This window comes from Roseovarius arcticus, assembly GCF_006125015.1.
GTDB classification, from domain to species: Bacteria; Pseudomonadota; Alphaproteobacteria; order Rhodobacterales; family Rhodobacteraceae; genus Roseovarius; species Roseovarius arcticus.
This window is the reverse complement of the sequence record NZ_SZZN01000001.1, coordinates 3,199,846-3,218,544: the sequence shown is the minus strand read 5'-3', so window position 1 is coordinate 3,218,544 and position 18,699 is coordinate 3,199,846. Positions and strand designations below refer to the sequence as shown.

The 18,699-nt window shown below is 61.4% G+C and carries 27 protein-coding genes; 9 read left to right on the top strand and 18 right to left on the bottom strand.

Annotated features, from left to right (window positions below; genetic code table 11):
* Positions 1–247: 247 nt before the first annotated feature.
* The 15 genes from MK6180000_RS15500 to ffh all read right to left on the bottom strand — a co-directional run bounded on the left by MK6180000_RS15500 (position 248) and on the right by ffh (position 9,892).
* Entirely contained in the window at positions 248–682 is a 435-nt protein-coding gene (locus MK6180000_RS15500) for a hypothetical protein (protein ID WP_138935544.1), read from the bottom strand.
* Entirely contained in the window at positions 679–1,752 is a 1,074-nt protein-coding gene (gene pheS, locus MK6180000_RS15495; protein ID WP_138936543.1) for a phenylalanine--tRNA ligase subunit alpha, read from the bottom strand. Before pheS ends, MK6180000_RS15500 begins: the two co-directional genes overlap by 4 nt.
* Positions 1,753–1,812: 60 nt before the next feature.
* On the bottom strand, positions 1,813–2,697 hold the full coding sequence (locus tag MK6180000_RS15490) for a fatty acid desaturase (RefSeq protein WP_138935543.1): 885 nt from the start codon (positions 2,695–2,697) through the stop codon (positions 1,813–1,815).
* Between the two features lie 124 nt (positions 2,698–2,821).
* A complete protein-coding gene (gene rpmE, locus MK6180000_RS15485; protein ID WP_138935542.1) occupies positions 2,822–3,043 on the bottom strand; it encodes a 50S ribosomal protein L31 in 222 nt (73 codons plus the stop codon).
* Between the two features lie 11 nt (positions 3,044–3,054).
* Positions 3,055–3,429, bottom strand: coding sequence for a 50S ribosomal protein L19 (gene rplS / locus MK6180000_RS15480; RefSeq protein WP_138935541.1), 375 nt, complete (start codon positions 3,427–3,429; stop codon positions 3,055–3,057).
* Positions 3,430–3,737: 308 nt separating this feature from the next.
* Positions 3,738–4,559, bottom strand: a complete 822-nt coding sequence (gene trmD / locus MK6180000_RS15475) for a tRNA (guanosine(37)-N1)-methyltransferase TrmD (RefSeq protein ID WP_246040546.1) — start codon at positions 4,557–4,559, stop codon at positions 3,738–3,740.
* A gap of 37 nt (positions 4,560–4,596) precedes the next feature.
* Positions 4,597–4,749 carry a hypothetical protein gene (locus MK6180000_RS20405; RefSeq protein ID WP_171054654.1) on the bottom strand — a complete coding sequence of 51 codons (153 nt, stop codon included), beginning with the start codon at positions 4,747–4,749 and terminating at the stop codon, positions 4,597–4,599.
* 168 nt (positions 4,750–4,917) lie between these two features.
* Complete coding sequence (locus MK6180000_RS15470) at positions 4,918–5,316, bottom strand: hypothetical protein (protein ID WP_138935540.1); 399 nt, start codon at positions 5,314–5,316, stop codon at positions 4,918–4,920.
* 93 nt (positions 5,317–5,409) lie between these two features.
* Entirely contained in the window at positions 5,410–5,571 is a 162-nt protein-coding gene (locus MK6180000_RS15465) for a DUF1328 family protein (RefSeq protein WP_138935539.1), read from the bottom strand.
* A gap of 120 nt (positions 5,572–5,691) precedes the next feature.
* Positions 5,692–6,231, bottom strand: coding sequence for a ribosome maturation factor RimM (gene rimM, locus MK6180000_RS15460; protein ID WP_138935538.1), 540 nt, complete (start codon positions 6,229–6,231; stop codon positions 5,692–5,694).
* Between the two features lie 132 nt (positions 6,232–6,363).
* Positions 6,364–6,993 (bottom strand): 5,6-dimethylbenzimidazole synthase, encoded by a 630-nt coding sequence (gene bluB / locus MK6180000_RS15455; RefSeq protein ID WP_138935537.1) that lies wholly within the window; start codon positions 6,991–6,993, stop codon positions 6,364–6,366.
* A 32-nt stretch (positions 6,994–7,025) separates the two neighbouring features.
* Positions 7,026–7,442: a 30S ribosomal protein S16 gene (gene rpsP, locus MK6180000_RS15450; RefSeq protein ID WP_138935536.1), complete on the bottom strand. Its 417-nt coding sequence runs from the start codon at positions 7,440–7,442 to the stop codon at positions 7,026–7,028.
* 24 nt (positions 7,443–7,466) lie between these two features.
* The gene (locus MK6180000_RS15445) at positions 7,467–7,763 is read right to left on the bottom strand and encodes a chorismate mutase (protein WP_138935535.1); all 297 of its coding nucleotides are present in this window, start codon (positions 7,761–7,763) and stop codon (positions 7,467–7,469) included.
* Positions 7,760–8,314, bottom strand: a complete 555-nt coding sequence (locus MK6180000_RS15440) for a GNAT family N-acetyltransferase (protein ID WP_171054652.1) — start codon at positions 8,312–8,314, stop codon at positions 7,760–7,762. The genes MK6180000_RS15445 and MK6180000_RS15440 overlap by 4 nt, the downstream gene beginning before the upstream one ends.
* An 81-nt stretch (positions 8,315–8,395) precedes the next feature.
* On the bottom strand, positions 8,396–9,892 hold the full coding sequence (gene ffh / locus MK6180000_RS15435; RefSeq protein ID WP_138935533.1) for a signal recognition particle protein: 1,497 nt from the start codon (positions 9,890–9,892) through the stop codon (positions 8,396–8,398).
* Positions 9,893–10,130: 238 nt separating this feature from the next.
* Between ffh and MK6180000_RS15430 the strand changes: the two genes are divergently transcribed.
* Genes MK6180000_RS15430 through MK6180000_RS20400 form a run of 3 tightly spaced genes read left to right on the top strand, consistent with a single transcriptional unit; the run spans position 10,131 to position 12,049 of the window.
* Positions 10,131–11,027: a LysR family transcriptional regulator gene (locus MK6180000_RS15430; RefSeq protein ID WP_138935532.1), complete on the top strand. Its 897-nt coding sequence runs from the start codon at positions 10,131–10,133 to the stop codon at positions 11,025–11,027.
* Complete coding sequence (locus MK6180000_RS15425; RefSeq protein WP_138935531.1) at positions 11,024–11,905, top strand: DMT family transporter; 882 nt, start codon at positions 11,024–11,026, stop codon at positions 11,903–11,905. The genes MK6180000_RS15430 and MK6180000_RS15425 overlap by 4 nt, the downstream gene beginning before the upstream one ends.
* 3 nt (positions 11,906–11,908) lie before the next feature.
* Entirely contained in the window at positions 11,909–12,049 is a 141-nt protein-coding gene (locus MK6180000_RS20400) for a hypothetical protein (protein WP_171054480.1), read from the top strand.
* Positions 12,050–12,089: 40 nt separating this feature from the next.
* Here the strand turns inward: MK6180000_RS20400 and MK6180000_RS15420 are convergent, their stop codons facing one another.
* Positions 12,090–12,419: an ArsR/SmtB family transcription factor gene (locus MK6180000_RS15420; protein WP_138935530.1), complete on the bottom strand. Its 330-nt coding sequence runs from the start codon at positions 12,417–12,419 to the stop codon at positions 12,090–12,092.
* A 105-nt stretch (positions 12,420–12,524) separates the two neighbouring features.
* Between MK6180000_RS15420 and MK6180000_RS15415 the strand changes: the two genes are divergently transcribed.
* From MK6180000_RS15415 to MK6180000_RS15390, 6 genes are all read left to right on the top strand, one after another.
* Entirely contained in the window at positions 12,525–12,923 is a 399-nt protein-coding gene (locus MK6180000_RS15415) for a universal stress protein (RefSeq protein WP_246040545.1), read from the top strand.
* A 217-nt stretch (positions 12,924–13,140) separates the two neighbouring features.
* Positions 13,141–13,503: an AtpZ/AtpI family protein gene (locus tag MK6180000_RS15410; RefSeq protein WP_138935529.1), complete on the top strand. Its 363-nt coding sequence runs from the start codon at positions 13,141–13,143 to the stop codon at positions 13,501–13,503.
* Positions 13,493–14,281 carry a F0F1 ATP synthase subunit A gene (locus tag MK6180000_RS15405; protein WP_138935528.1) on the top strand — a complete coding sequence of 263 codons (789 nt, stop codon included), beginning with the start codon at positions 13,493–13,495 and terminating at the stop codon, positions 14,279–14,281. The genes MK6180000_RS15410 and MK6180000_RS15405 overlap by 11 nt, the downstream gene beginning before the upstream one ends.
* Before the next feature lie 80 nt (positions 14,282–14,361).
* Positions 14,362–14,598, top strand: coding sequence for a F0F1 ATP synthase subunit C (locus MK6180000_RS15400; protein WP_076530926.1), 237 nt, complete (start codon positions 14,362–14,364; stop codon positions 14,596–14,598).
* Between the two features lie 93 nt (positions 14,599–14,691).
* Positions 14,692–15,273 (top strand): F0F1 ATP synthase subunit B', encoded by a 582-nt coding sequence (locus tag MK6180000_RS15395; RefSeq protein ID WP_138935527.1) that lies wholly within the window; start codon positions 14,692–14,694, stop codon positions 15,271–15,273.
* Positions 15,274–15,277: 4 nt separating this feature from the next.
* Positions 15,278–15,835 (top strand): F0F1 ATP synthase subunit B, encoded by a 558-nt coding sequence (locus MK6180000_RS15390; protein ID WP_138935526.1) that lies wholly within the window; start codon positions 15,278–15,280, stop codon positions 15,833–15,835.
* A 604-nt stretch (positions 15,836–16,439) separates the two neighbouring features.
* On the opposite strand, the gene MK6180000_RS15385 is transcribed toward MK6180000_RS15390, so the two are convergent.
* Positions 16,440–17,729, bottom strand: a complete 1,290-nt coding sequence (locus MK6180000_RS15385) for a bifunctional folylpolyglutamate synthase/dihydrofolate synthase (protein ID WP_246040544.1) — start codon at positions 17,727–17,729, stop codon at positions 16,440–16,442.
* Positions 17,726–18,694, bottom strand: coding sequence for an acetyl-CoA carboxylase, carboxyltransferase subunit beta (accD, locus tag MK6180000_RS15380; RefSeq protein ID WP_138935525.1), 969 nt, complete (start codon positions 18,692–18,694; stop codon positions 17,726–17,728). The genes MK6180000_RS15385 and accD overlap by 4 nt, the downstream gene beginning before the upstream one ends.
* Positions 18,695–18,699 lie beyond the last annotated feature (5 nt).

The following is an 18,699-nucleotide window of genomic DNA, read 5'->3' as shown; positions in this document are numbered from 1 at the left end:
CTGGGCGCCCTTTCGTCCGGAATCAAGGGCGTAGCCCGCTGGACGAGCGCCTGCCCGTCCCGGCAGGCTGGCGCTTCTGATGCGTGGTGCGTCGCGGATAGGGTGGAGGGGCTTGGCTGGCATAAAGCGCGCCGTTCAGGGGTTGCCGCGCCCGCCCACGGGCAGGCGCCCGCCCGGCTTCTGTTACAGAAGTGAAGCTGGCCTAGTGGCCCAAGCGGCCAAAAGTCAGAAGGTAGTGGGCTTCATTTTACCGACCCTTTATTTTTTTTGCAACTTGGAGAGGGCGTTTCAGATTTAGTTTCACTCCGAAGTGCCCCTCCTCCTCGTCATTCTTCCAACCGCCGACTATTTTCGCACGCACTTCGCCAATTGGCATCGCTGCGTCGATTGCCCGAAGTTCATCCCTATATGTTATGGCTTCATTCCGTCGAAGGTAGCCAACCAGACGGTTGTCAATTTTAACAGCGATAGCATTAGCGTCGCGCGGATTATTATCGTCACATTCAAGAATTGCGAGACACTCGTGTTTAGCCGAGTGCTCAGTCTTGCGACCAGCAATCTTAGTTAAATTGGCTTGGTAACTTGCTTCGCCAACTATCTCATGGGAGAACCCTCGCGTATGGGCCAAGGCCACGGAGTGGGGTTTTTCTGCCTTGCCAAAAAGGCGTGAAAACAAACTCATCGCGACAACCCACCCCTCAACGTCGGCACATCCAGCGCTGCAAACCCATAATGCCGCAGCCACCTCAGGTCGCTATCAAAGAACGCCCGCAAGTCCGGTATCCCATACTTCAGCATCGCAATCCGGTCGATGCCCATGCCAAAGGCGAAGCCCTGCCATTCGTCAGGGTCGATATTGCCCGCGCGCAGAACATGCGGATGCACCATACCAGAGCCCAAAATCTCCAGCCAATCGTCGCCCTCGCCGACCTTCAATGTGCCGCCCTCCCATGAGCAGCGGATGTCGACCTCGGCCGACGGCTCGGTGAACGGAAAGTGGGACGCGCGGAAGCGTAGCTCGACGTCGTCAACCTCGAAGAATGCTTTTACGAACTCCTCCAGCACCCATTTCAGGTTCGCCATGGAGATGTCCTTGTCCAGCGCCAGACCCTCGATCTGGTGGAACATGGGGGTGTGCGTCATGTCGTAATCGGCGCGGTAAACGCGGCCCGGCGCGATGATGCGGAGGGGGGCGCCCTGCTCTTGCATTGTGCGGATCTGCACTGGGCTGGTGTGGGTTCGCAGGACATGCGGTGGGCGCTCGTCCCCCTCGCCGCGGTGGGTATAGAACGTGTCCATCTCGGCCCGCGCGGGGTGGTGGCCGGGGATGTTCAGCGCGTCGAAGTTATACCAATCGCTTTCGATCTGCGGCCCTTCGGCCACGGCAAAGCCCATGTCGGCAAAGATAGCCGTGACCTCTTCGGTCACTTGGCTGATGGGGTGGATCGTGCCTTGCCTCCGCGTGCGGCCCGGCAGGGTGACGTCCAGCCATTCGCCGCGCAGACGCTCGTCCAGCGCGGCGTCGCCCAGCGCGGCCTTCTTGGCGGCCAGCGCCGAGTTTATCTCATCCTTCAGCGCATTCAGCTTGGGCCCGGCAACCAGCCGCTCTTCTGCGGTCATCTTGCCCAGCTCGCGCATGGCAAGGCTGATCTCGCCCTTCTTGCCGACGGCCTGCACGCGCAGATCCTCCAGCGTGGCTTCACCATCGGCGTTCGCTATCAGCCGAATATACTTGTCGCGCAGATCATCCATCGGGGCACCCATCCTCAGTGTTGCCAGCGAGGTACCGCGCATCCCCGTTCCGTGCAAGCCTCAGTGCAGGTCGCGCACATAGTCAGCAGTGAACGCGGCATAGCCGTTTTGCAGGACGCCGTGGTGCCCCTGCATGTGGTTGTGCAGCGCGGGCAGCTTGTGAAAGGGGACGTTCGGCAGGGTGTGATGCTCGGTGTGGTAGGGCATGTTCCACGCCAGAAACCGCACGATGCGGCCCGTGTGGGTCGTGCGGGTGTTCTGGAACATGTCGGCGACAAAGGCGCAGCGCCCATGCTCGGCCAGTAGATACAGCCGCAGGAACGGCTGGCCCAGAAGGACCGGCAGCAGCCAGATCCAAAAGAGGAGCGGCGTGAAGAAGAGGCTAGTTAGCACGCCCGCATAAATCCCCAGCATGATGCGCGCCTCGCGGATGATGCGGGGGCGGGCGCGAGCGGGGATATAAGCCGCGTCCATCCTACCGCGCGCGCAATCCAGCGTGACCCGTGCCATGCCCAGCCAATAGGGTAGGCCGGATACATGGCGGATATACTGCCATACCGTCTCTGGTTTGCTCTCCGCTAGTTCTGGGTCTTTGCCGGGGATGTTGGTGTGGCGATGATGGGCAAGGTGAAAGTAGCGAAACCACTCGAACGGCAGCAGCAACAGGACCCCGCAGATGCGACCGGACCATTCATTCAGAGGCGCCGAGCGGAACGGCGTCTTGTGTGTTGCCTCATGCTCCAACGTGAAGAGGAAGCAGATCGTGATGCCTTGCATGACGAGCGCGAGTTGCCACAGTGGCCAGCCCTGCGCGATCCACAGGGCCAACGCCGCGATCAGCCCAGCGTGGCCGATGAGGTGGCGTATACCTGCGGCGTTTTCGGTCGCGTTGAGATTGGCGAGCGTTTCGGCCGGTAGCTGGGAGATAAAAGTTTTGTGGTCCATGGCGGGGATATAGGCCCTCGCTCTTGCCTGATCCAGTGCGCAGCCCATCCGGACAAAAGCGCCCCAAAACGAGAAACGCCGCCCCAATCGGAGCGGCGTTTGCAAAATCGCAAAAGGTACGAGCTTAGAAGCCGAGGCCTTCGTACTTCTTCTTGAACTTCGTGACGCGGCCGCCGGAGTCCATCAAACGGCCCGAGGCGCCGGTCCATGCGGGATGCACGGTGGGGTCGATATCCAGCGACAGCTGGTCACCCTCTTTGCCGTAGGTCGAGCGCATTTGCAGGATTGTGCCATCGGTCATCTTGACGTTGATGTCGTGGTAATCGGGGTGGATGTCTTTTTTCATCTGACCAGTCCTTACGCTTTCTTGGGCTTATAGGTGCTGTCTTCGGCGATACGGGCCGACTTTCCGCGACGGGCGCGCAAGTAATACAGCTTGGCACGGCGGACGCGGCCACGGCGGACCACTTCGATGCCTTCGATGTTGGTCGAATAGAGCGGGAACATACGCTCCACACCTTCGCCGAATGAAATCTTGCGGACGGTGAACGATCCGGCAATGCCTGCGCCGTTCTGGCGGCTGATGCAGACACCTTCGAAGTTCTGCACGCGGGTACGCGTGCCTTCCGTCACCTTAAAGCCGACGCGGATGGTGTCGCCGGCCTTGAAATCGGGAATAGTCTTGCCAAGCTCGGCAATCTGTTCCGCTTCGATCTGAGCGATCAGATTCATCGCTATACTCCTGGGTTGCTTGCGGTTTGTTTCCGCAAAGTGTTTCGCGCCCCGAGAGCTGATGGTCTTTAACCGGATCCCACTAACCAGATGTCAGCAGTCCGCCCCAGATCGGATCGTCATTATCTATGTGGTGCCTTGGGCGCGTATGGATGCCGGATGCAAAGATAACCCGGTTAAGTCGCACGCCTTTCGGCCCCCGACTCGGACGTTGCCGGGCAGGGTGCGTGGGATTTAGGACAGATGAGGGGGCAATGCAAGCGAAGGCTTGTCATGCGGCACGACGCAGGCCGCGCAAATGTGGCGCTTCACTTCTCGCGTTTTTCCCACATGTCTGGCCGCCGCTGCTGTGTGATTGCTTCTGCTTGGGTCTGCCGCCACTTTGCGATCTCGCCGTGATTGCCGGATGTCAGCACATCGGGGATGCTCAGCCCCTGCCATTCGGCGGGGCGGGTGTATTGTGGATGCTCCAGCAGGCCGCTGGAATGGCTTTCCTCAACGGCGCTCTGGGTATTGCCCAACACGCCTGGCCGCAGGCGCAACGCGGCGTCGATCATCGCCTGCGCGGCAATCTCGCCGCCGGTCATTACGAAATCGCCCAGCGATACCTCGACGGCGCCGTAATGCTGGATCACACGTTCGTCCAGACCTTCAAACCGGCCGCAGATCAGCGTCATGCCGGGGGCCTGCGCGAGTTTCTGCGCCATCGCCTGATCAAAGCGCGGGCCGCGCGGGCTGAGGTAAATCAGCGGGCTACCAAGTGCGGCGGTGGCCTGCGCCGCCTCGATAGCGGCGCCCATCACGTCGGCACGCAGGACCATACCGGCGCCGCCGCCTGCAGGCGTGTCGTCGACATTGCGGTGTTTGCCGATGCCAAATTCGCGCAGGTCGTGCGTCTCAAGCTCCCACAGGCCGTCCTGCAGGGCGCGGCCTGTCAGGCTCTCCCCCAGTATGCCGGGAAACGCCTGCGGCAGCAGCGTAATGACCTGCACGCGCCATGCACGGGCTAGCCTCTGGGGGCCATCCATCAAGTCGGGCGGCTGCGCGCTGGCGGACGCGAGTTTACGGCCATGCGAGCGCGCAGGCGATGGATCGGGGGATGTGGGCGGGCCGGGCATGCTGAGGGCCATAGCCCGCGCCGCATGGCATTGGCAAGCGGGCGCGGCGTCAGGCGGCCATACGGCACAGCACGGCCTCATGCGCCTTCAGGCTGCGCGGGGCATCGGAGCTATAGCTGCCGGGGCCGTGCGTGCGCAATGCGGGGAACAGCGCAATTAACTCGCGCCGCGATGCGTCGCCCAACGCATCGAAGGACGACATCGCCAAAGCGGGTCGTCGAGGCCTGATGAAAATCGTTGTTCAGATAATCCAGCGTCCCGCCGGTTTGATTGGCAAACGAGACCGGATTACCGCTGCTATCGAAAATTTGGATGGTCGACCCGTCGTTTGACGTTGTGGTTAACCGGTAAGTGCCGCCCGCAACCACGTTCAGCGCGCCAGTGTATATGACGCCGAAGTCCGAAGGATCACCAGTGGTGCCGCGAATGGTGTTTGTAAGCCCACCTTCGTCAAAGTCGGTGACATATCCCGACCCGGTGCGCGTGCCGCCCTCAATGTAATGTCAAAGGCCTGACCGGCTGAGCTTGAGAAGTCGTAGTCGAACGTCTCAAAGTGCCACGCGCCCGGCACCGCGCCGTCGCCGCGCAGATAATCGTCACCAGCCCGGCCAATGATTGTGTCGTTGCCTAGCCCGCCCGTCAGCGTATCCGCACCGGTCGCGCCGGTAATCGCCTGATCCCCTTGTGTCGCCGGATTGGTGTTATCGTTGTTTGCCATCGGGCCCCCGGATGTGCCGTGGACCGTGCCCGATTTGCTGGGGTGAGCCACATTTAGCCTTCCTCACCATACGCTCGGGTGACGCCCGAATTCCGGTCAGCATGAGGCAATCTTTGGGCACCACATCCATAGGGGTGACGCGGTCTAGGCTAGCGCGATGACGCCAAAAATCACCAGGAGGAATAGCACCAGCGCCACGACAATCAGTAGCTTGGCACCCGACAGGGCAAGGCCCGACAAGTTATTAAAGCCCAGAAGCGCGGCAATAGCCGCAACGGCCAAAAGTATGAGGATCCATTTGAGCACGGGAGATACCTTTCACTTGGTGATCTTTGACATTCACCACAGACGAGGGGTCATACCAGTTAAACACCGCGATTGGCCTCAGGGTTCCCTTAGGTCACCCAGCGGTATTCGCCCCTGATTTTACTCCTCTGGCATCAGCCCCTCTGGCGGATCGGCGATAATGCGGCCCGCAGCCAGATCGACGGTCGGCACCGACGCTTGGGTAAACGGCAGCAACACGGTTTCGGGCGTGCCTGTCATGGCGATTTCCAGCAGATCGGCCGCGCCGTGGTTCAACACAGCCTTCACCTGCCCCAGTCGTGCGCCGCCGGTGTCATACACCTCCAAGCCCACCAGATCGGCATGGTAATACTCATCATCCGGCAGCCCCGGCAACTTGGCCCGCGCCACAAACAGGCGGGTGCCGCGCAGGGCGTCTGCTGCTTCTTTGGTGGTGATGCCCGACAGGCGCGCGGTGTAGCCACCCTTGACTTGCCCGAGCAACGTAACGGAATGGGTCTGTGACCCGTCCTCTGTCGCCAACGGGCCGTATGCGGCGATATCTTCGGGATTGGCCGCAAAACTCTTGAGGCGCACGTCGCCCTGCACCCCAAAGGAGCCGGCGATCGCGCCGATGCAGATCATATCGCCATTCTGGCCCGTCTCATCCGTTTCGCTCATCGCGTCTCTCCCCGGCACAGACCGCGCATCACTTGCCCGCCCGCCTCTGCGCAATCCTGCGCGTGTTGGTTTTTGGCATATCCCCATCCGGCAAGGAAGAGGACAGCCCAGAAAATCAGTTTGCGCAGCACGCTAGCGCCGCAATGGTGCGCGCGGCGCCGTACGCTCTTCCCAGCCGGCTGTCTCAAGCTCCGGGGTCAGGCTGTCTGCCTCGGGCCATCCGGCGCAAAGATAGGCGACCAGCGTCCAGCCCTCTGGCACGTCCAGATCGCGGCCCAGTTGCACCGGGTCAATGATTGATACCCAGCCGACGCCTAGCCCTTCGGCCCGTGCGGCCAGCCAGAAATGCGTGACGGCACCGACAACCGAATAGCGCCGCATCTCCGGCATGGTGGCGGCGCCTAGGCCCGCGCCCTTGCAGGTATCCTCGTCGCAATAGACCGCCAGTTGCACTGGCGCGTCGCGCATGCCCGACAGCTTGAGCGTGCCGTAGATCTGCGCACGCTCGCCGTCGTAACCTGCCAGTGCATTGGCGTTTGCCACCTCAAAATTGGCCAGTGCGGCATCGCGCGCGGCTGCGCTCTGCACCCGTATCACGCGCCACGGCTCACTCAGGCCCACAGACGGTGCCATATGAAACGCGTCGAGGCAGCGCGTCAGCACTGCCTCGTCCACTTCGTCTATGCAAAAGCGTCGCACGTCGCGCCGCCAACGCATCAGATCGGCCAGCTGCAACTGGAAGTCTTGTGTGAACTGAGACATTCCGGGTGCGCCCCCAATCCGCGATTAGCAGCTTACTCTGTCGCTGCTTCTTCGGCAGGTGCTTCCTCGGCGGGCGCTTCTTCGACGGGGGCGTTCTTGGCCTCCTCAAGGGCGGCTGCCTTGGCTGTACGCTCTTCTGCGCGGTCCTGTGCTTTCTTGCCGGGAACGCCTTTTTTCAGGTTGACGCGCTCGGTCTTGGGGCGGGCGCCTGCGGCCTCAAGCATGCGGGCAATACGGTCGGTCGGTTGTGCGCCTTGGTCCAGCCAGTACTGGATGCGCTCCATGTTCATCTTGACGCGCTCTTCGCTGTCTTTGGCGAGCAGCGGGTTATATGTGCCCAGCTTTTCGATAAAGCGGCCGTCGCGCGGCATGCGGCTGTCGGCGGCGACGATGGCATAGTGGGGGCGCTTTTTGCTGCCGCCGCGGGCGAGACGAATTTTCATGGCCATGGTGAGTATCTCCTAAAGAATTGTTTACGATTGGTGCTGTTTATGGTGCTGAATGACTTCAGCGATGACGAAGTTCAGAAACTTCTTGGCGAATTCAGGGTCCAGATCGGCCTGTGTTGCCAAATCCTCCAGACGCGCGATCTGCGCGGCTTCGCGCGCGGGATCGGACGGGGGAAGGTTGTGCTCGGCCTTGAGCAGGCCGACGGATTGCGTGTGCTTGAACCGCTCGCCCAGCGTATAGACAAGGATCGCGTCCAGCCTGTCGATGCTGGCGCGGTGATCCTTGAGCAATTGTGCGGCGCGTTCGGCAGTGTTGATCACGATGCTGCCTTCGCTTCTGCGGGAACGAGTCCCAGTTCAGCAGGCGATGGGTGGCGATAGATCATGTCCTCGCCCATATGCGGGTTTGTATATGTCCGCTCGTAGGTCGCGCCCATCCGCTCGGCCAGCGCGATTGAGCGGGTGTTGCCCGGCACGATATGCGAGCCGACTGAGGCGAGGCCTAAATTGGTATAGCCCCATGCGCGGGCGGCAATAGCGGCCTCATAGGCGATGCCGCGCCCTTCGAAGCCCTCAAAGACGACATAACCCAGCTCGGGCTCGGGCCAGCCTTCGGGCGCCCAGATGCCGACCAGGCCGCAGGGCAGGCCAGACGCCTTGTCCTCGATGATGAAATAGCCATAACCGCGCAGCGCCCAGTGGCCCATGTTCATCGCAAACCAGCGCCACGCGCTGCTTCGGTCAGGCTCGTGACCAAACCCTGCCGAGCGGACGGGATCCATCAGGAATTCGATCGTTGGCTCTATATCGCCCTGTTCCGGTGCGCGCAGGATCAGGCGCTCTGTTTCGATGCGGGGAATGTTAGACATCATGGCGGGTATCCTCCGCATTAAATGTGAGTGTGATTTGAGAGGTTGCGCGCCTCCCACGAGAGTATCTGAGCTGAGTTAAAGTCATTTTTTTCGTCCAAAGCCGGATAAACCTTGGGGAAGGCCGCCCCCGCCCATGCCACCAAGTCCGCCGGGCAGCTTGCCGACCATCTTCTTGGCGGCTTGCTCCAGCGCCTTGGGGTCCATGCCGCCGGCCATTTCCTCAGGCGTCGGGCCGCCTTTGCCAAACATGCCCTTCATGGCTTGCTTCAGCATGCCGCCTTTGCCCATTTTCTTCATCATGTCGGCCATCTGGCGGTGCATTTTCAGCAGCTGGTTCAGCTGGCTGACCTCTAGGCCCGCACCCTTGGCAATACGCTTTTTACGGCTGGCCTGCAGGATCTGTGGATTGGCGCGCTCTTTCTTGGTCATCGATTGGACCAAGGCGATCTGGCGTGCGATCACCTTGTCGTCAAATCCGGCCTCTTGTACCTGTTTCGCCATCTTGCCCATGCCGGGCATCATGCCCATGACCGACTCCATGCCGCCCATCTTTTGCATCTGTTCCAGCTGCATCCGCAGGTCATTCATATTGAACTGACCCTTTTGGAAGCGCTTCATCATCCGCTCGGCCTGTTCGGCCTCGATGGTCGCTTGGGCCTTTTCGACGAGGCTGACGATGTCGCCCATGCCAAGGATGCGGCCTGCAACGCGCTCCGGATCGAACGTCTCGATGGCGTCCATCTTTTCGCCGAGACCGACAAAGCGGATGGGCTTGCCAGTGACGGCGCGCATCGACAGGGCCGCACCGCCGCGACCGTCGCCATCCATGCGGGTCAGGACCACGCCGGTCACGCCGATCTTGTCGTCAAATTCGGTAGCGACGTTTACCGCGTCCTGGCCGGTGAGGCCGTCAACGACCAGCAGCGTCTCGCGCGGGTTCGTGGCGTCGCGCACAGCTGCGGCCTGCGCGATTAGCTCGGCGTCGATATGCAGGCGGCCCGCGGTGTCGAGCATATAGACGTCGTAGCCGCCCAAGGACGCCTGCGTTTTCGCGCGCTTTGCGATCTGAACGGGGTCCTCGCCCTTAACGATGGGCAGGGTATCGACGCCGATCTGCTTGCCGAGGATCGCGAGCTGCTCCATCGCCGCGGGGCGGTTGACGTCCAGCGACGCCATCAGCACGCGCTTGCCCTCACGCTCGGTCAGGCGCTTGGCCAGCTTGGCGGTGGTCGTTGTCTTGCCCGAGCCTTGAAGGCCGACCATCAGGATCGGCGCAGGGGCATTGTCGATCTTAAGCGCGCCGGGATCGCCATCACCGCGCAAAGTGTCGATCAGCGCGTCATGCACGATCTTGACGACTTGCTGGCCGGGCGTAATGGATTTCAGCACCGACTTGCCGGTAGCCTGTTCTTGCACCTTTTTGACGAAATCGCGCGCGACGGGCAGCGACACGTCCGCCTCCAGCAGGGCGACGCGCACTTCGCGCAGGGCCGTCTTGACGTCATCTTCGCTGAGCGCGCCTTGCTTTGTCAGGCGGTCAAAGACACCAGAGAGGCGTTCGGATAGATTTTCAAACATTGCTGTCTCTCCTCGCGCCGCGCTACAGAACTGCGGCCCAAACCAGCAGCGCCCCCGTGGGCGCATACGCGCTGACGGAGGGCGATCCCGGCCATGGGCCATGGGACCGGAAGGCATCATGCTTCCGGGAATTGGGCGCTGTGTATGCGCGCGGGCCGCGCGAGTCAAGGCAGGCTGGCCCTTGCGCGCGGGTGCGCCATCAGATCACAGTGCGGGGCATTCCAGCCAAAGGCCATTCATGGATAATTGGGACGAGATTAGAACAGCCTATCACGTCGCGCGCGCAGGCACAGTCAGCGGCGCGGCCGAGGCGCTGGGCGTGCACCACGCCACCGTCATCCGTCATATCGACGCGCTGGAGGCGCGGTTGGGCGTGCGCCTGTTCCAGCGCCACGCACGCGGATACACCCCCACCGAGGCGGGCGATGATCTGCTGCGCGTGGCGAAGGGGGCAGACGAACAGTTTGCCCAATTGGCCGGGCGGATCAAGGGGCATGGCGGCGACGTCAGCGGCGATCTGGTGGTGACGTCGCTGGGCGCGTTCAATCATTTCCTCGTGCCCGCGCTGGCCGAGTTTCAGCAGGCACACCCTGATTTGACGGTGCGCCACCTAACCGGCGAACGCCTGTTTCGGCTAGAGTATGGCGAGGCGCATGTCGCAGTCCGTGCCGGCGCCGCGCCGGATCAGCCCGACAATGTGGTCCAGCCGTTTTTCCACCAGCCTGTCGCGCTGTATGCCAGTGCCGCCTATGTCCTGCGCCATGGCCAGCCAGACGGGGTGGAGGCGCTGGACGGTCATCGCTTTGTCGGGCCGGGCGACGCGCAGTCTCGCGCGCCTCATGCCCGCTGGCTGGCCGGCGCCGTGCCTGAGGAGGCGGTCGTGTTTCGCAGTGACGACGTCCATGCGCAATGGGCGGCCATCGCCGCAGGGGCTGGCATCGGCTTTGTTCCATGCGCGCAGGCGGGCCAGATGGATGGGCTTATCCAGATCGCGCCACCGCAACCGGATTGGGCGGCCGCACTTTGGCTGGTCAGCCATGTTGATCTGCATCGCACAGCCAAAGTGCAGGCACTGCTGGCATTTCTAAAGGAGCGCGCGGAGGGTTGGGGGCGTGCGTCGCCGAAAGCATCATGAGCGAGGCGATGCGCGGGCATCTGGCAATGTTGGCGTTCTCCGGCCTGATCGCTGGCTCGTTCGCGCTTGGATCGCTTGCCGCGCCGCACATCGCACCGGCAGCGCTGAACGCCATGCGCTTTGTCATGGCCGCCGTGATGATGGGCATCTGGGCCTTGGCGACAACAGGCATCACGCGCACGGATTTTGCCGCGCCGTGGCGCTATGGCATCCTCGGCGTGTTGATGAGCCTCTATTTTGTTCTGATGTTCGAGGGCCTGAAAACGGCGCCGCCTGTATCAATGGCCGCGGTTTTTACCCTGTCGCCGATCCTGTCAGGCATCGCGGGTTACATCCTGCTGCGCCAGATCGCGACGCGCCGCATGGCTCTGGCGCTGGCCGTCGGCGCGGCGGGCGCGCTGTGGGTGATATTTCGTGCTGATATAGCGGCGCTACTGGAATTCCAGATCGGCCGGGGCGAGGCGATCTATTTCTGGGGTTGCGTGGCCCATGCGGTTTACACACCGCTCGTTCGGATGCTGAACCGGGGGCAATCGCCTGTCGTGTTCTCCTTTGGCGCGATTACAGCAGCGGCTATTATACTGACCGTGCTCGGCGCGCCTGATTTGCTACGGATGGACTGGGGCGCGATGCCGGTAATCGTCTGGATTACGTTGGCCTACGTCACTATATTCGCCACGGCGCTGTCCATCGTCATGCTTCAATATGCGTCACTGCGCCTGCCCAGTGCCAAGGTGATGGCATATACCTATCTGACCCCAAGTTGGGTCATATGCTGGCAGATTGCGCTGGGTCATCCGCTGCCCCCTGCGCTGGTCCTGATTGGTGTCGCGCTGACCATTGTGGCGCTGGGCCTGCTACTGAAAAACGAGGGTTAAACTGTGCAGCCGGGAACCATTCGCGCCGCCGGGGCGTTGGATGCCAATACAAATCATCCAAAGGGACATTATTCTATGCGTAACATCATTTATCTCGTCGGCCTGGTCGTCATCGTTCTGGCCATCGTCAGTTTCGTTCTGTAACGCGCCATTGTCGGGGTGATGCGCAAGGCGCGTCCCCCGATCAACGCGTCCCGCTAAATTCGGCGGCTAAAAACATCTCGAACGCGTCCAGATCAATGGGTTCGAACTGACCAAAGCCTTGCATCCAGATGGATGCCGCGCGCAGGCCGCTGGGCTCCAGCTTGCACCATGTCACCCTTCCATGCCTGTCCTGACTGATTAGCCCCGCACGGCCAAGTATCCCCAGATGCTTGGATATTGCTGCAAGGCTAATATCGAACGGCTCTGCCACATCGGTGACTGCCATATCATCCTCCAGCAGCATCGACAGGATCGCGCGGCGCGTGGGATCGGCAAGTGCCGCAAAGGTAAGGTCGAGCGTTGAGGTCATTCACCCTCCAAACGTTGCGCCAGATCAATGGCAGTGGCAGAGGCAGCCGTTACAATCATTCCAATCGCTCTAGTCACGAAAGGAAAGCACATCTTCAATCATATCATGATCCCCGTCGATCTGGTCCACAAGGACAAGCAGCAAAAGGCGCTTGCCGTCGCGGGCGAGTTAGCGAAATTGCACGGTGCCAAGGTACATGTCGTCAGTGTTGGCGGTGATTTACCGGGCAGTCTGGGGCACAACCCCAAGGAATTCGGCGACCTGCTTGACGTTTTCGCAGCCGGTCTCCGGGATGAGTATGGCGCCGATGTCGAGGCGTATCCGATCACGGCTAACGATCCGTCGGTCGATACCACCCGCAAGCTGATGCAGGCGATTGAGGATATCGGCGCCGATCTGGTGATTATGGCGTCACACCAGCCGGGCGTGATGGAGCACATATTCAGCTCTCATGGCGGCTACATTGCTCAACATGCCAAATGCTCGGTCTTTGTCGTTCGCTGACGTGCGTTGGTTACTCAACCGATTGGTTGAATAACGCTGGGCCGTAGAAAACGAGGCATATGGCCCGGCACCTGCGCGCACCCTTGCATGCGCGCGGCGAAAATAATAAATGTTTATAGTGCGTTATGATGGCAGCACGTGCTGCGCGCCGCCGCTTGACTCAATGCCCCCTGCCGCATAGCAATGCCGGGAACCGTCGTTGCCAAAGGCATGCACCGTGACCGAACCCGACCATCGCGCCAGACTTCGCGATCTCGAGGCGAAGATCGATGCACTCAAGACACCCAAGGGCGTCAAGGCACATTCGGAAGAACACTATTCGCAGGCCAATTTGGCATGGCGCATGGTGATCGAATTAGTCGCCGGTCTGTTGATCGGCTTTGGCATTGGATACGGGCTGGATCGCCTGTTGGGCACGCTGCCCATATTTCTGGTGCTCTTTACATTGTTGGGCTTGGCCGCCGGGATCAAGGTAATGATCCGCAGCGCGCAAGAGATCCAGCAAAAGCAGATGGCCGAAGAGGCCGCAGATCAGGCAGGCGCGAGCCGCCGGGACGAGAGGGCAAAAGATGGCGACTGAAGCAAATGGTGCCGCAGAGCAGACCACCGGGCTGGTTTTCCACCCGATGGACCAGTTCATCATCAAGCCGCTCTTTGGCGATGGCGCGGTTGGCATCTTTACCGTCACCAACGTCACGCTTTGGATGGCGATTACCGTTATCGCGACTGTCGCGCTGCTGGTCCTCGGCTCCTCGGGGCGCTCAACTATCCCCACGCGGATGCAGTCGCTGGCCGAGCTGTGCTACGGCTTTATCCGGAAAATGGTCGAGGATGTGGCGGGCCGCGACGCGCTGCCGTATTTCCCTTATATCATGACGATCTTTATGTTTGTGGTCATGGCCAATTTTGTCGGCCTTCTGCCCGGCGCGTTTACAACAACCAGCCATATCGGTGTCACGGCCCTGCTGGCCTTGCTGGTTTTTGTCTCGGTCACCGTCATCGGCTTCGTCAAGCATGGCGCAGGTTTCCTCAGCCTCTTCTGGATAAGCGCGGCTCCTTTGCCGCTGCGGCCCATTCTGGCCCTGATTGAAGTGATCTCGTACTTTGTGCGCCCCGTCAGCCACTCCATTCGTCTGGCTGGTAACATGATGGCCGGCCACGCGGTGATGAAAGTGTTCGCGGCCTTCGCGCCAATGATCATCATCTCGACGGGCATTGGCCTTGTGGTCACGCCCCTGTCGATCCTCGCGATCTCGGCGATCTATGCGCTGGAAATTCTCGTAGCCTTCATTCAGGCCTACGTCTTTACCATTCTCACCTGTGTTTATCTCAAGGATGCGCTGCACCCGGCGCACTGATCCGCAGGCGGAAATATCGGCGGGGTGACCTGCCATTTGAACGAACGAAATAACGCAAATCCACAGTAAGGAGACATCTCATGGAAGGCGATATCGCAACAATGGGCGCATATATCGGCGCAGGTCTGGCATCAGTCGGCATGGGCGGCGCAGCCGTCGGTGTGGGTAATGTTGTCGGCAATTTTCTGTCCGGCGCCCTGCGCAACCCCTCGGCCGCTGCTGGCCAGACAGCTACAATGTTCATCGGCATCGCGTTCGCCGAAGCGCTGGGGATCTTCTCGTTCCTCGTCGCGCTTCTGCTGATGTTCGCCGTCTAAGAACTACGGTAGACTGATCCTTACGGGACGGGTGAAGGGCGCGCTACCCTTCACCCTCTCTGGCTCGCAAGTTCCTGAGAAAGGACGATACCCATGGCAACCGAAACTGCCGCCGCGACGGGTGGGCACGTCAGCCCCATCGCCCTCGAAGAGGCCGGCGTCTGCGTCGACTCAGCTGGCGGTGCCATAGGCCTGCCACAGCTTTGCCCCGACTGGATGGGCAATCAGATATTCTGGCTGCTGGTCACGCTGGTCGTGATCTTTTTCGTGCTGTCGCGCATCGCGCTGCCGCGCATCGCAGCCGTCCTGGCCGAGCGTCAGGGCACCATCACCAATGACATCGCCGCCGCCGAAGACCTCAAGGTCAAGGCGAGCGAGGCCGAAAAGGCCTATGAGAAGGCGCTGGCCGACGCCCGCACCGCCGCCAACGAGATCGTCGCCCAGACGAAGGCAGACATTAAGGCCGACCTGGACAAAGCGATGGTCAAGGCCGACGCAGAAATCGCTGCCAAGACCGCCGAAGGCGAGAAGGCCATAAACGAGATCCGCGCCAATGCGCTGGAGTCAGTCAAGGACGTGGCCAAGGATACGGCTCGCGAAATCGTTGCAGCGATGGGTGGCAAGGCCGATGCCAAAACCGTCAACGCCGCCGTCACCTCGCAGATGAAAGGGTAACTCCATGCGCAGTATTGCAACCATGATCGCCCTCATTGCCGCCAGCCCCGCACTGGCCGCCGGCGGCCCGTTCGTCTCGCTGTCGAATACGAACTTCGTTGTGATGATCTCGTTCATCTTGTTCGTTGCCTTCCTCATCTACCTCAAGGTGCCGGGTAAAATCGGCGAGCTGCTGGACAAGCGCGCCGACGGCATCAAGTCTGAACTGGACGAGGCCCGCGCCCTGCGCGAAGAGGCGCAAGCGCTGCTTGCCACGTTCGAGCGTCAGCAAAAGGATGTGCAGGAACAGGCCGACCGCATCGTTACGCAGGCCAAGTCGGAGGCGACAGCCGCGTCCAAGCAAGCGCGCGAGGATCTAAAGAAGTCCATTGCTCGCAGGCTTCAGGCCGCCGAAGACCGCATCGCCTCTGCCGAGGCTGGCGCAGTGCGCGAAGTGCGCGACCGTGCCGTGGCGATTGCCATTGCCGCCGCGCGCGACGTGATCGCCAAGCAGATGAGCGCCGCCGAGGCGAACAAGCTGATCGACGATGGTATCTCTACGGTCGAGGCGAAACTGCACTAGGCTGGGCCCCAGCCAAAAAATGCAAAACCCGGCGCATCGCAAGGCGCCGGGTTTTTTCGTTCTGGTGGCCCGTAATTAGCCCCTCGAAATGAAAGGGGGCCGTTGATCCGGCCCCTCGATCATTCTGCTTCGATTGTCTCGTCGTCTGCCTGTCGTTCGTTATGTCTGGTGCGATGCCCCAATCAGGCGTTGTCCTGCCAACGAGGCGGGCGCCGTTTTTGGTGCGTCGCGGTTGATCATATTCAATGAGGTTTGGAACGCGGGTCTGGCCATAGCTGCGGTCATAAGACCGGTGAGCGCTAGAAGGCCCAAGGGCAACTGCGCGCCGCCAATCATCGGCTACCTTCCGGCAAACGGTTAGCGCTGCTCAATCCAGTGATGTATGCGGCGCCCGTTTTCATGCAGTGTGGTTCCCCGGTGCCGATACGGCTAAATTGGCAAAAAATTCGCATATCTTGATGCTGGGGCTAGATATAGGCGGAAAGCTGCGAATCGGTCAACATGCAGAAGCGCAAAAAGAGCGTGAGCCATGGCCGGATCGCAGGTGCGCGAGGCAAAAACCGAATCGTTTCGGGAGGTTGACTGCGCCAAAAAAAACTTGGCGCTAGCCGTTTTCCCGCAGCACATGTCCCGCAAGGTAGAGAGAGCCGCAAATCAATACGCGGGCATTGGGCGCGCGCTGGATGATGCCCGACAACGCGGCGCGCACATTGGGCGCGACATGCGCGGCCAGTCCCGCCGCCTCGGCGGCAGCGGCGGTGTCCTCGGCGGGCAACGTGTTCGCCTCACCGGGTATGGATACGGCGGTCAGGCTGGCTGCCTGCGCTGCCAAGGGCCGCAAGTATCCGGCGATATCCTTGGTGTTAAGCATCCCGCAGATCAGATGCGTGGGCCGCGCGGGCAGGCTGGCCAGATGCCGGCCCAGCGCCTCGCCTGCTGACGCATTATGACCGCCGTCCAGCCACAACTCGGCTCCCGGTGCCATCTCGGCTAGCGCGCCGCTGTCCAAGCGCTGCATCCGGGCGGGCCACTGGGCGCGTGTTACGGCGGCCTCGGCGGCAATCTCGCCTTTTTCTAGATAACGCAGCGCCGCCAGCGCCGCGCCCGCGTTGTCGATCTGATGCGCGCCGGGCAGGTTCGGCAAAGGCAGATCAAGCAGGCCGCGCTCGTCCTGATAGATCATGCGCCCATGCTCGGCTGCGACATGCCAATGCTGCCCTTGAGCCAAAAGAGGCGCATTGTGCCGGGCTGCGATAGCCTCAATCACGTCCATAGCCTCATCGGGTTGCGGGCCGACGACGCAGGGCACGCCGCGCTTAATGATGCCAGCTTTCTCGCCCGCGATCTTGGCAAGTGTGTTGCCCAGATATTGCTCGTGGTCGATGCTGACGGGGGTGATGATCGTCAGGGCCGGCTCCGCCACCACGTTGGTCGCGTCCAGCCGCCCGCCAAGGCCGACCTCCAGCAAGGTATAATCCGCTGGTGTGCGCGACATGGCGAGCAAGGCAGCACAGGTCGTGATCTCAAAATAGGTAATGTTCCCGGCACCGTTGGCGACATAGCACTCATCCAGCACAGCGCTCAGAGCATCCTCAGATATCAGAGTCCCTGCCAGTCTGATCCGCTCGTGAAAACGCGCCAGATGGGGTGACGTATAGGCGTGGACGGCTGCGCCCTCCGCCTCTAGCCCCGCGCGGATCATCGCCTGTGTGCTGCCCTTGCCATTCGTCCCGGCGATATGAATCACGGGCGGCAGGGCGTTCTGCGGATTTCCCAGTGCGTCCAGCAGGCGCCAGACACGATCCAGCGTCAGGTCGATGATCTTGGGGTGCAGCGCCATCATCCGCTCGAGGATGACGTCCGATCCCGGCGCACGGCTGCCCGGCCCGGTCATTTTTGGCCCGCAGCCTCGGGATCTGCGGCGGGCGCAGGTTTCTTGGCCGGGATATCGGGTACCGAAGGCTCGTTTTCATCAAGCCGTGGTGGCGGCAGATCGCCCGCGACGGCGGGCGGCAGGCCCAACAGCAGCCGGGTGATGCCGATCAACTCGTCCCGCATCCTAGGGCGGGGCGTGACGCGGTCCAGCATCCCGTGATCCAGCAGGTACTCGGCGCGTTGGAAGCCTTCGGGCAATTTTTCGCGGATCGTCTGTTCGATCACACGCGGCCCGGCAAAGCAGATTAGCGCGTTCGGCTCGGCGATCTGAATGTCGCCCAGCATCGCGTATGAGGCGGTAACGCCGCCCGTTGTTGGATGCGTCAACACCACGATATAGGGCAGGCCTGCTTCTTTTAGCATTTGGATCGCAACGGTCGTGCGCGGCATCTGCATCAGCGACAGGATACCCTCCTGCATCCGCGCGCCGCCAGCGGCGGAAAACAGGACCAGCGGTCGCTTCAGCTTTACCGCCGTCTGGGCGGCGGCGATGATTGCGTTGCCCACATACATGCCCATAGACCCGGCCATGAAGCTGAAATCCTGCGCTGCGGCCACGATGGGCGTGCGCCCAATCTCGCCTGTGGCAACAAGCATCGCCTCTTTTTCGCCAGTGGCTTTCTGAGCGGCCTTCAGGCGGTCGGGATAGCGTTTCTGGTCGCGGAAATGTAGTGGATCGACCTTGGGTGCGGGCACTGAGATCTCGGCAAACACGCCACCGTCAAACAACGCCTGAAACCGTGCGCGCGGCGCGATGTGCATGTGATGCCCGCAAGACGTGCAGACGTTCAGATTCTGGCTCAGTTCGCGGTGAAACAGCATGGTGCCGCACTCGTCGCACTTGCTCCACAGGTTCTCGGGCATCTCGCGGCGCGAGAAGATCGAGTTGATGCGCGGACGCATGTAGTTCGTGATCCAGTTCATGGGGC

Excerpts from the sequence above, each read along its gene's own strand:
- MK6180000_RS15420 (WP_138935530.1), bottom strand. The coding sequence starts at position 12,419 with ATGACCTCAACGCTCGACCTTACCTTTGCGGCACTTGCCGATCCCACG.
- bluB (WP_138935537.1), bottom strand. The coding sequence starts at position 6,993 with ATGTCTCAGTTCACACAAGACTTCCAGTTGCAGCTGGCCGATCTGATG.
- MK6180000_RS15390 (WP_138935526.1), top strand. The coding sequence starts at position 15,278 with ATGCGCAGTATTGCAACCATGATCGCCCTCATTGCCGCCAGCCCCGCA.
- ffh (WP_138935533.1), bottom strand. The coding sequence starts at position 9,892 with ATGTTTGAAAATCTATCCGAACGCCTCTCTGGTGTCTTTGACCGCCTG.
- MK6180000_RS20405 (WP_171054654.1), bottom strand. The coding sequence starts at position 4,749 with ATGTCGTCCTTCGATGCGTTGGGCGACGCATCGCGGCGCGAGTTAATT.
- MK6180000_RS15395 (WP_138935527.1), top strand. The coding sequence starts at position 14,692 with ATGGCAACCGAAACTGCCGCCGCGACGGGTGGGCACGTCAGCCCCATC.
- rpsP (WP_138935536.1), bottom strand. The coding sequence starts at position 7,442 with ATGGCCATGAAAATTCGTCTCGCCCGCGGCGGCAGCAAAAAGCGCCCC.
- MK6180000_RS15430 (WP_138935532.1), top strand. The coding sequence starts at position 10,131 with ATGGATAATTGGGACGAGATTAGAACAGCCTATCACGTCGCGCGCGCA.
- MK6180000_RS15500 (WP_138935544.1), bottom strand. The coding sequence starts at position 682 with ATGAGTTTGTTTTCACGCCTTTTTGGCAAGGCAGAAAAACCCCACTCC.
- MK6180000_RS15385 (WP_246040544.1), bottom strand. The coding sequence starts at position 17,729 with ATGACCGGGCCGGGCAGCCGTGCGCCGGGATCGGACGTCATCCTCGAG.
- MK6180000_RS15415 (WP_246040545.1), top strand. The coding sequence starts at position 12,525 with ATGATCCCCGTCGATCTGGTCCACAAGGACAAGCAGCAAAAGGCGCTT.
- rpmE (WP_138935542.1), bottom strand. The coding sequence starts at position 3,043 with ATGAAAAAAGACATCCACCCCGATTACCACGACATCAACGTCAAGATG.
- MK6180000_RS15425 (WP_138935531.1), top strand. The coding sequence starts at position 11,024 with ATGAGCGAGGCGATGCGCGGGCATCTGGCAATGTTGGCGTTCTCCGGC.
- trmD (WP_246040546.1), bottom strand. The coding sequence starts at position 4,559 with ATGGCCCTCAGCATGCCCGGCCCGCCCACATCCCCCGATCCATCGCCT.
- pheS (WP_138936543.1), bottom strand. The coding sequence starts at position 1,752 with ATGGATGATCTGCGCGACAAGTATATTCGGCTGATAGCGAACGCCGAT.
- MK6180000_RS15490 (WP_138935543.1), bottom strand. The coding sequence starts at position 2,697 with ATGGACCACAAAACTTTTATCTCCCAGCTACCGGCCGAAACGCTCGCC.
- MK6180000_RS15400 (WP_076530926.1), top strand. The coding sequence starts at position 14,362 with ATGGAAGGCGATATCGCAACAATGGGCGCATATATCGGCGCAGGTCTG.
- MK6180000_RS15440 (WP_171054652.1), bottom strand. The coding sequence starts at position 8,314 with ATGATGTCTAACATTCCCCGCATCGAAACAGAGCGCCTGATCCTGCGC.
- rplS (WP_138935541.1), bottom strand. The coding sequence starts at position 3,429 with ATGAATCTGATCGCTCAGATCGAAGCGGAACAGATTGCCGAGCTTGGC.
- MK6180000_RS15405 (WP_138935528.1), top strand. The coding sequence starts at position 13,493 with ATGGCGACTGAAGCAAATGGTGCCGCAGAGCAGACCACCGGGCTGGTT.
- accD (WP_138935525.1), bottom strand. The coding sequence starts at position 18,694 with ATGAACTGGATCACGAACTACATGCGTCCGCGCATCAACTCGATCTTC.
- rimM (WP_138935538.1), bottom strand. The coding sequence starts at position 6,231 with ATGAGCGAAACGGATGAGACGGGCCAGAATGGCGATATGATCTGCATC.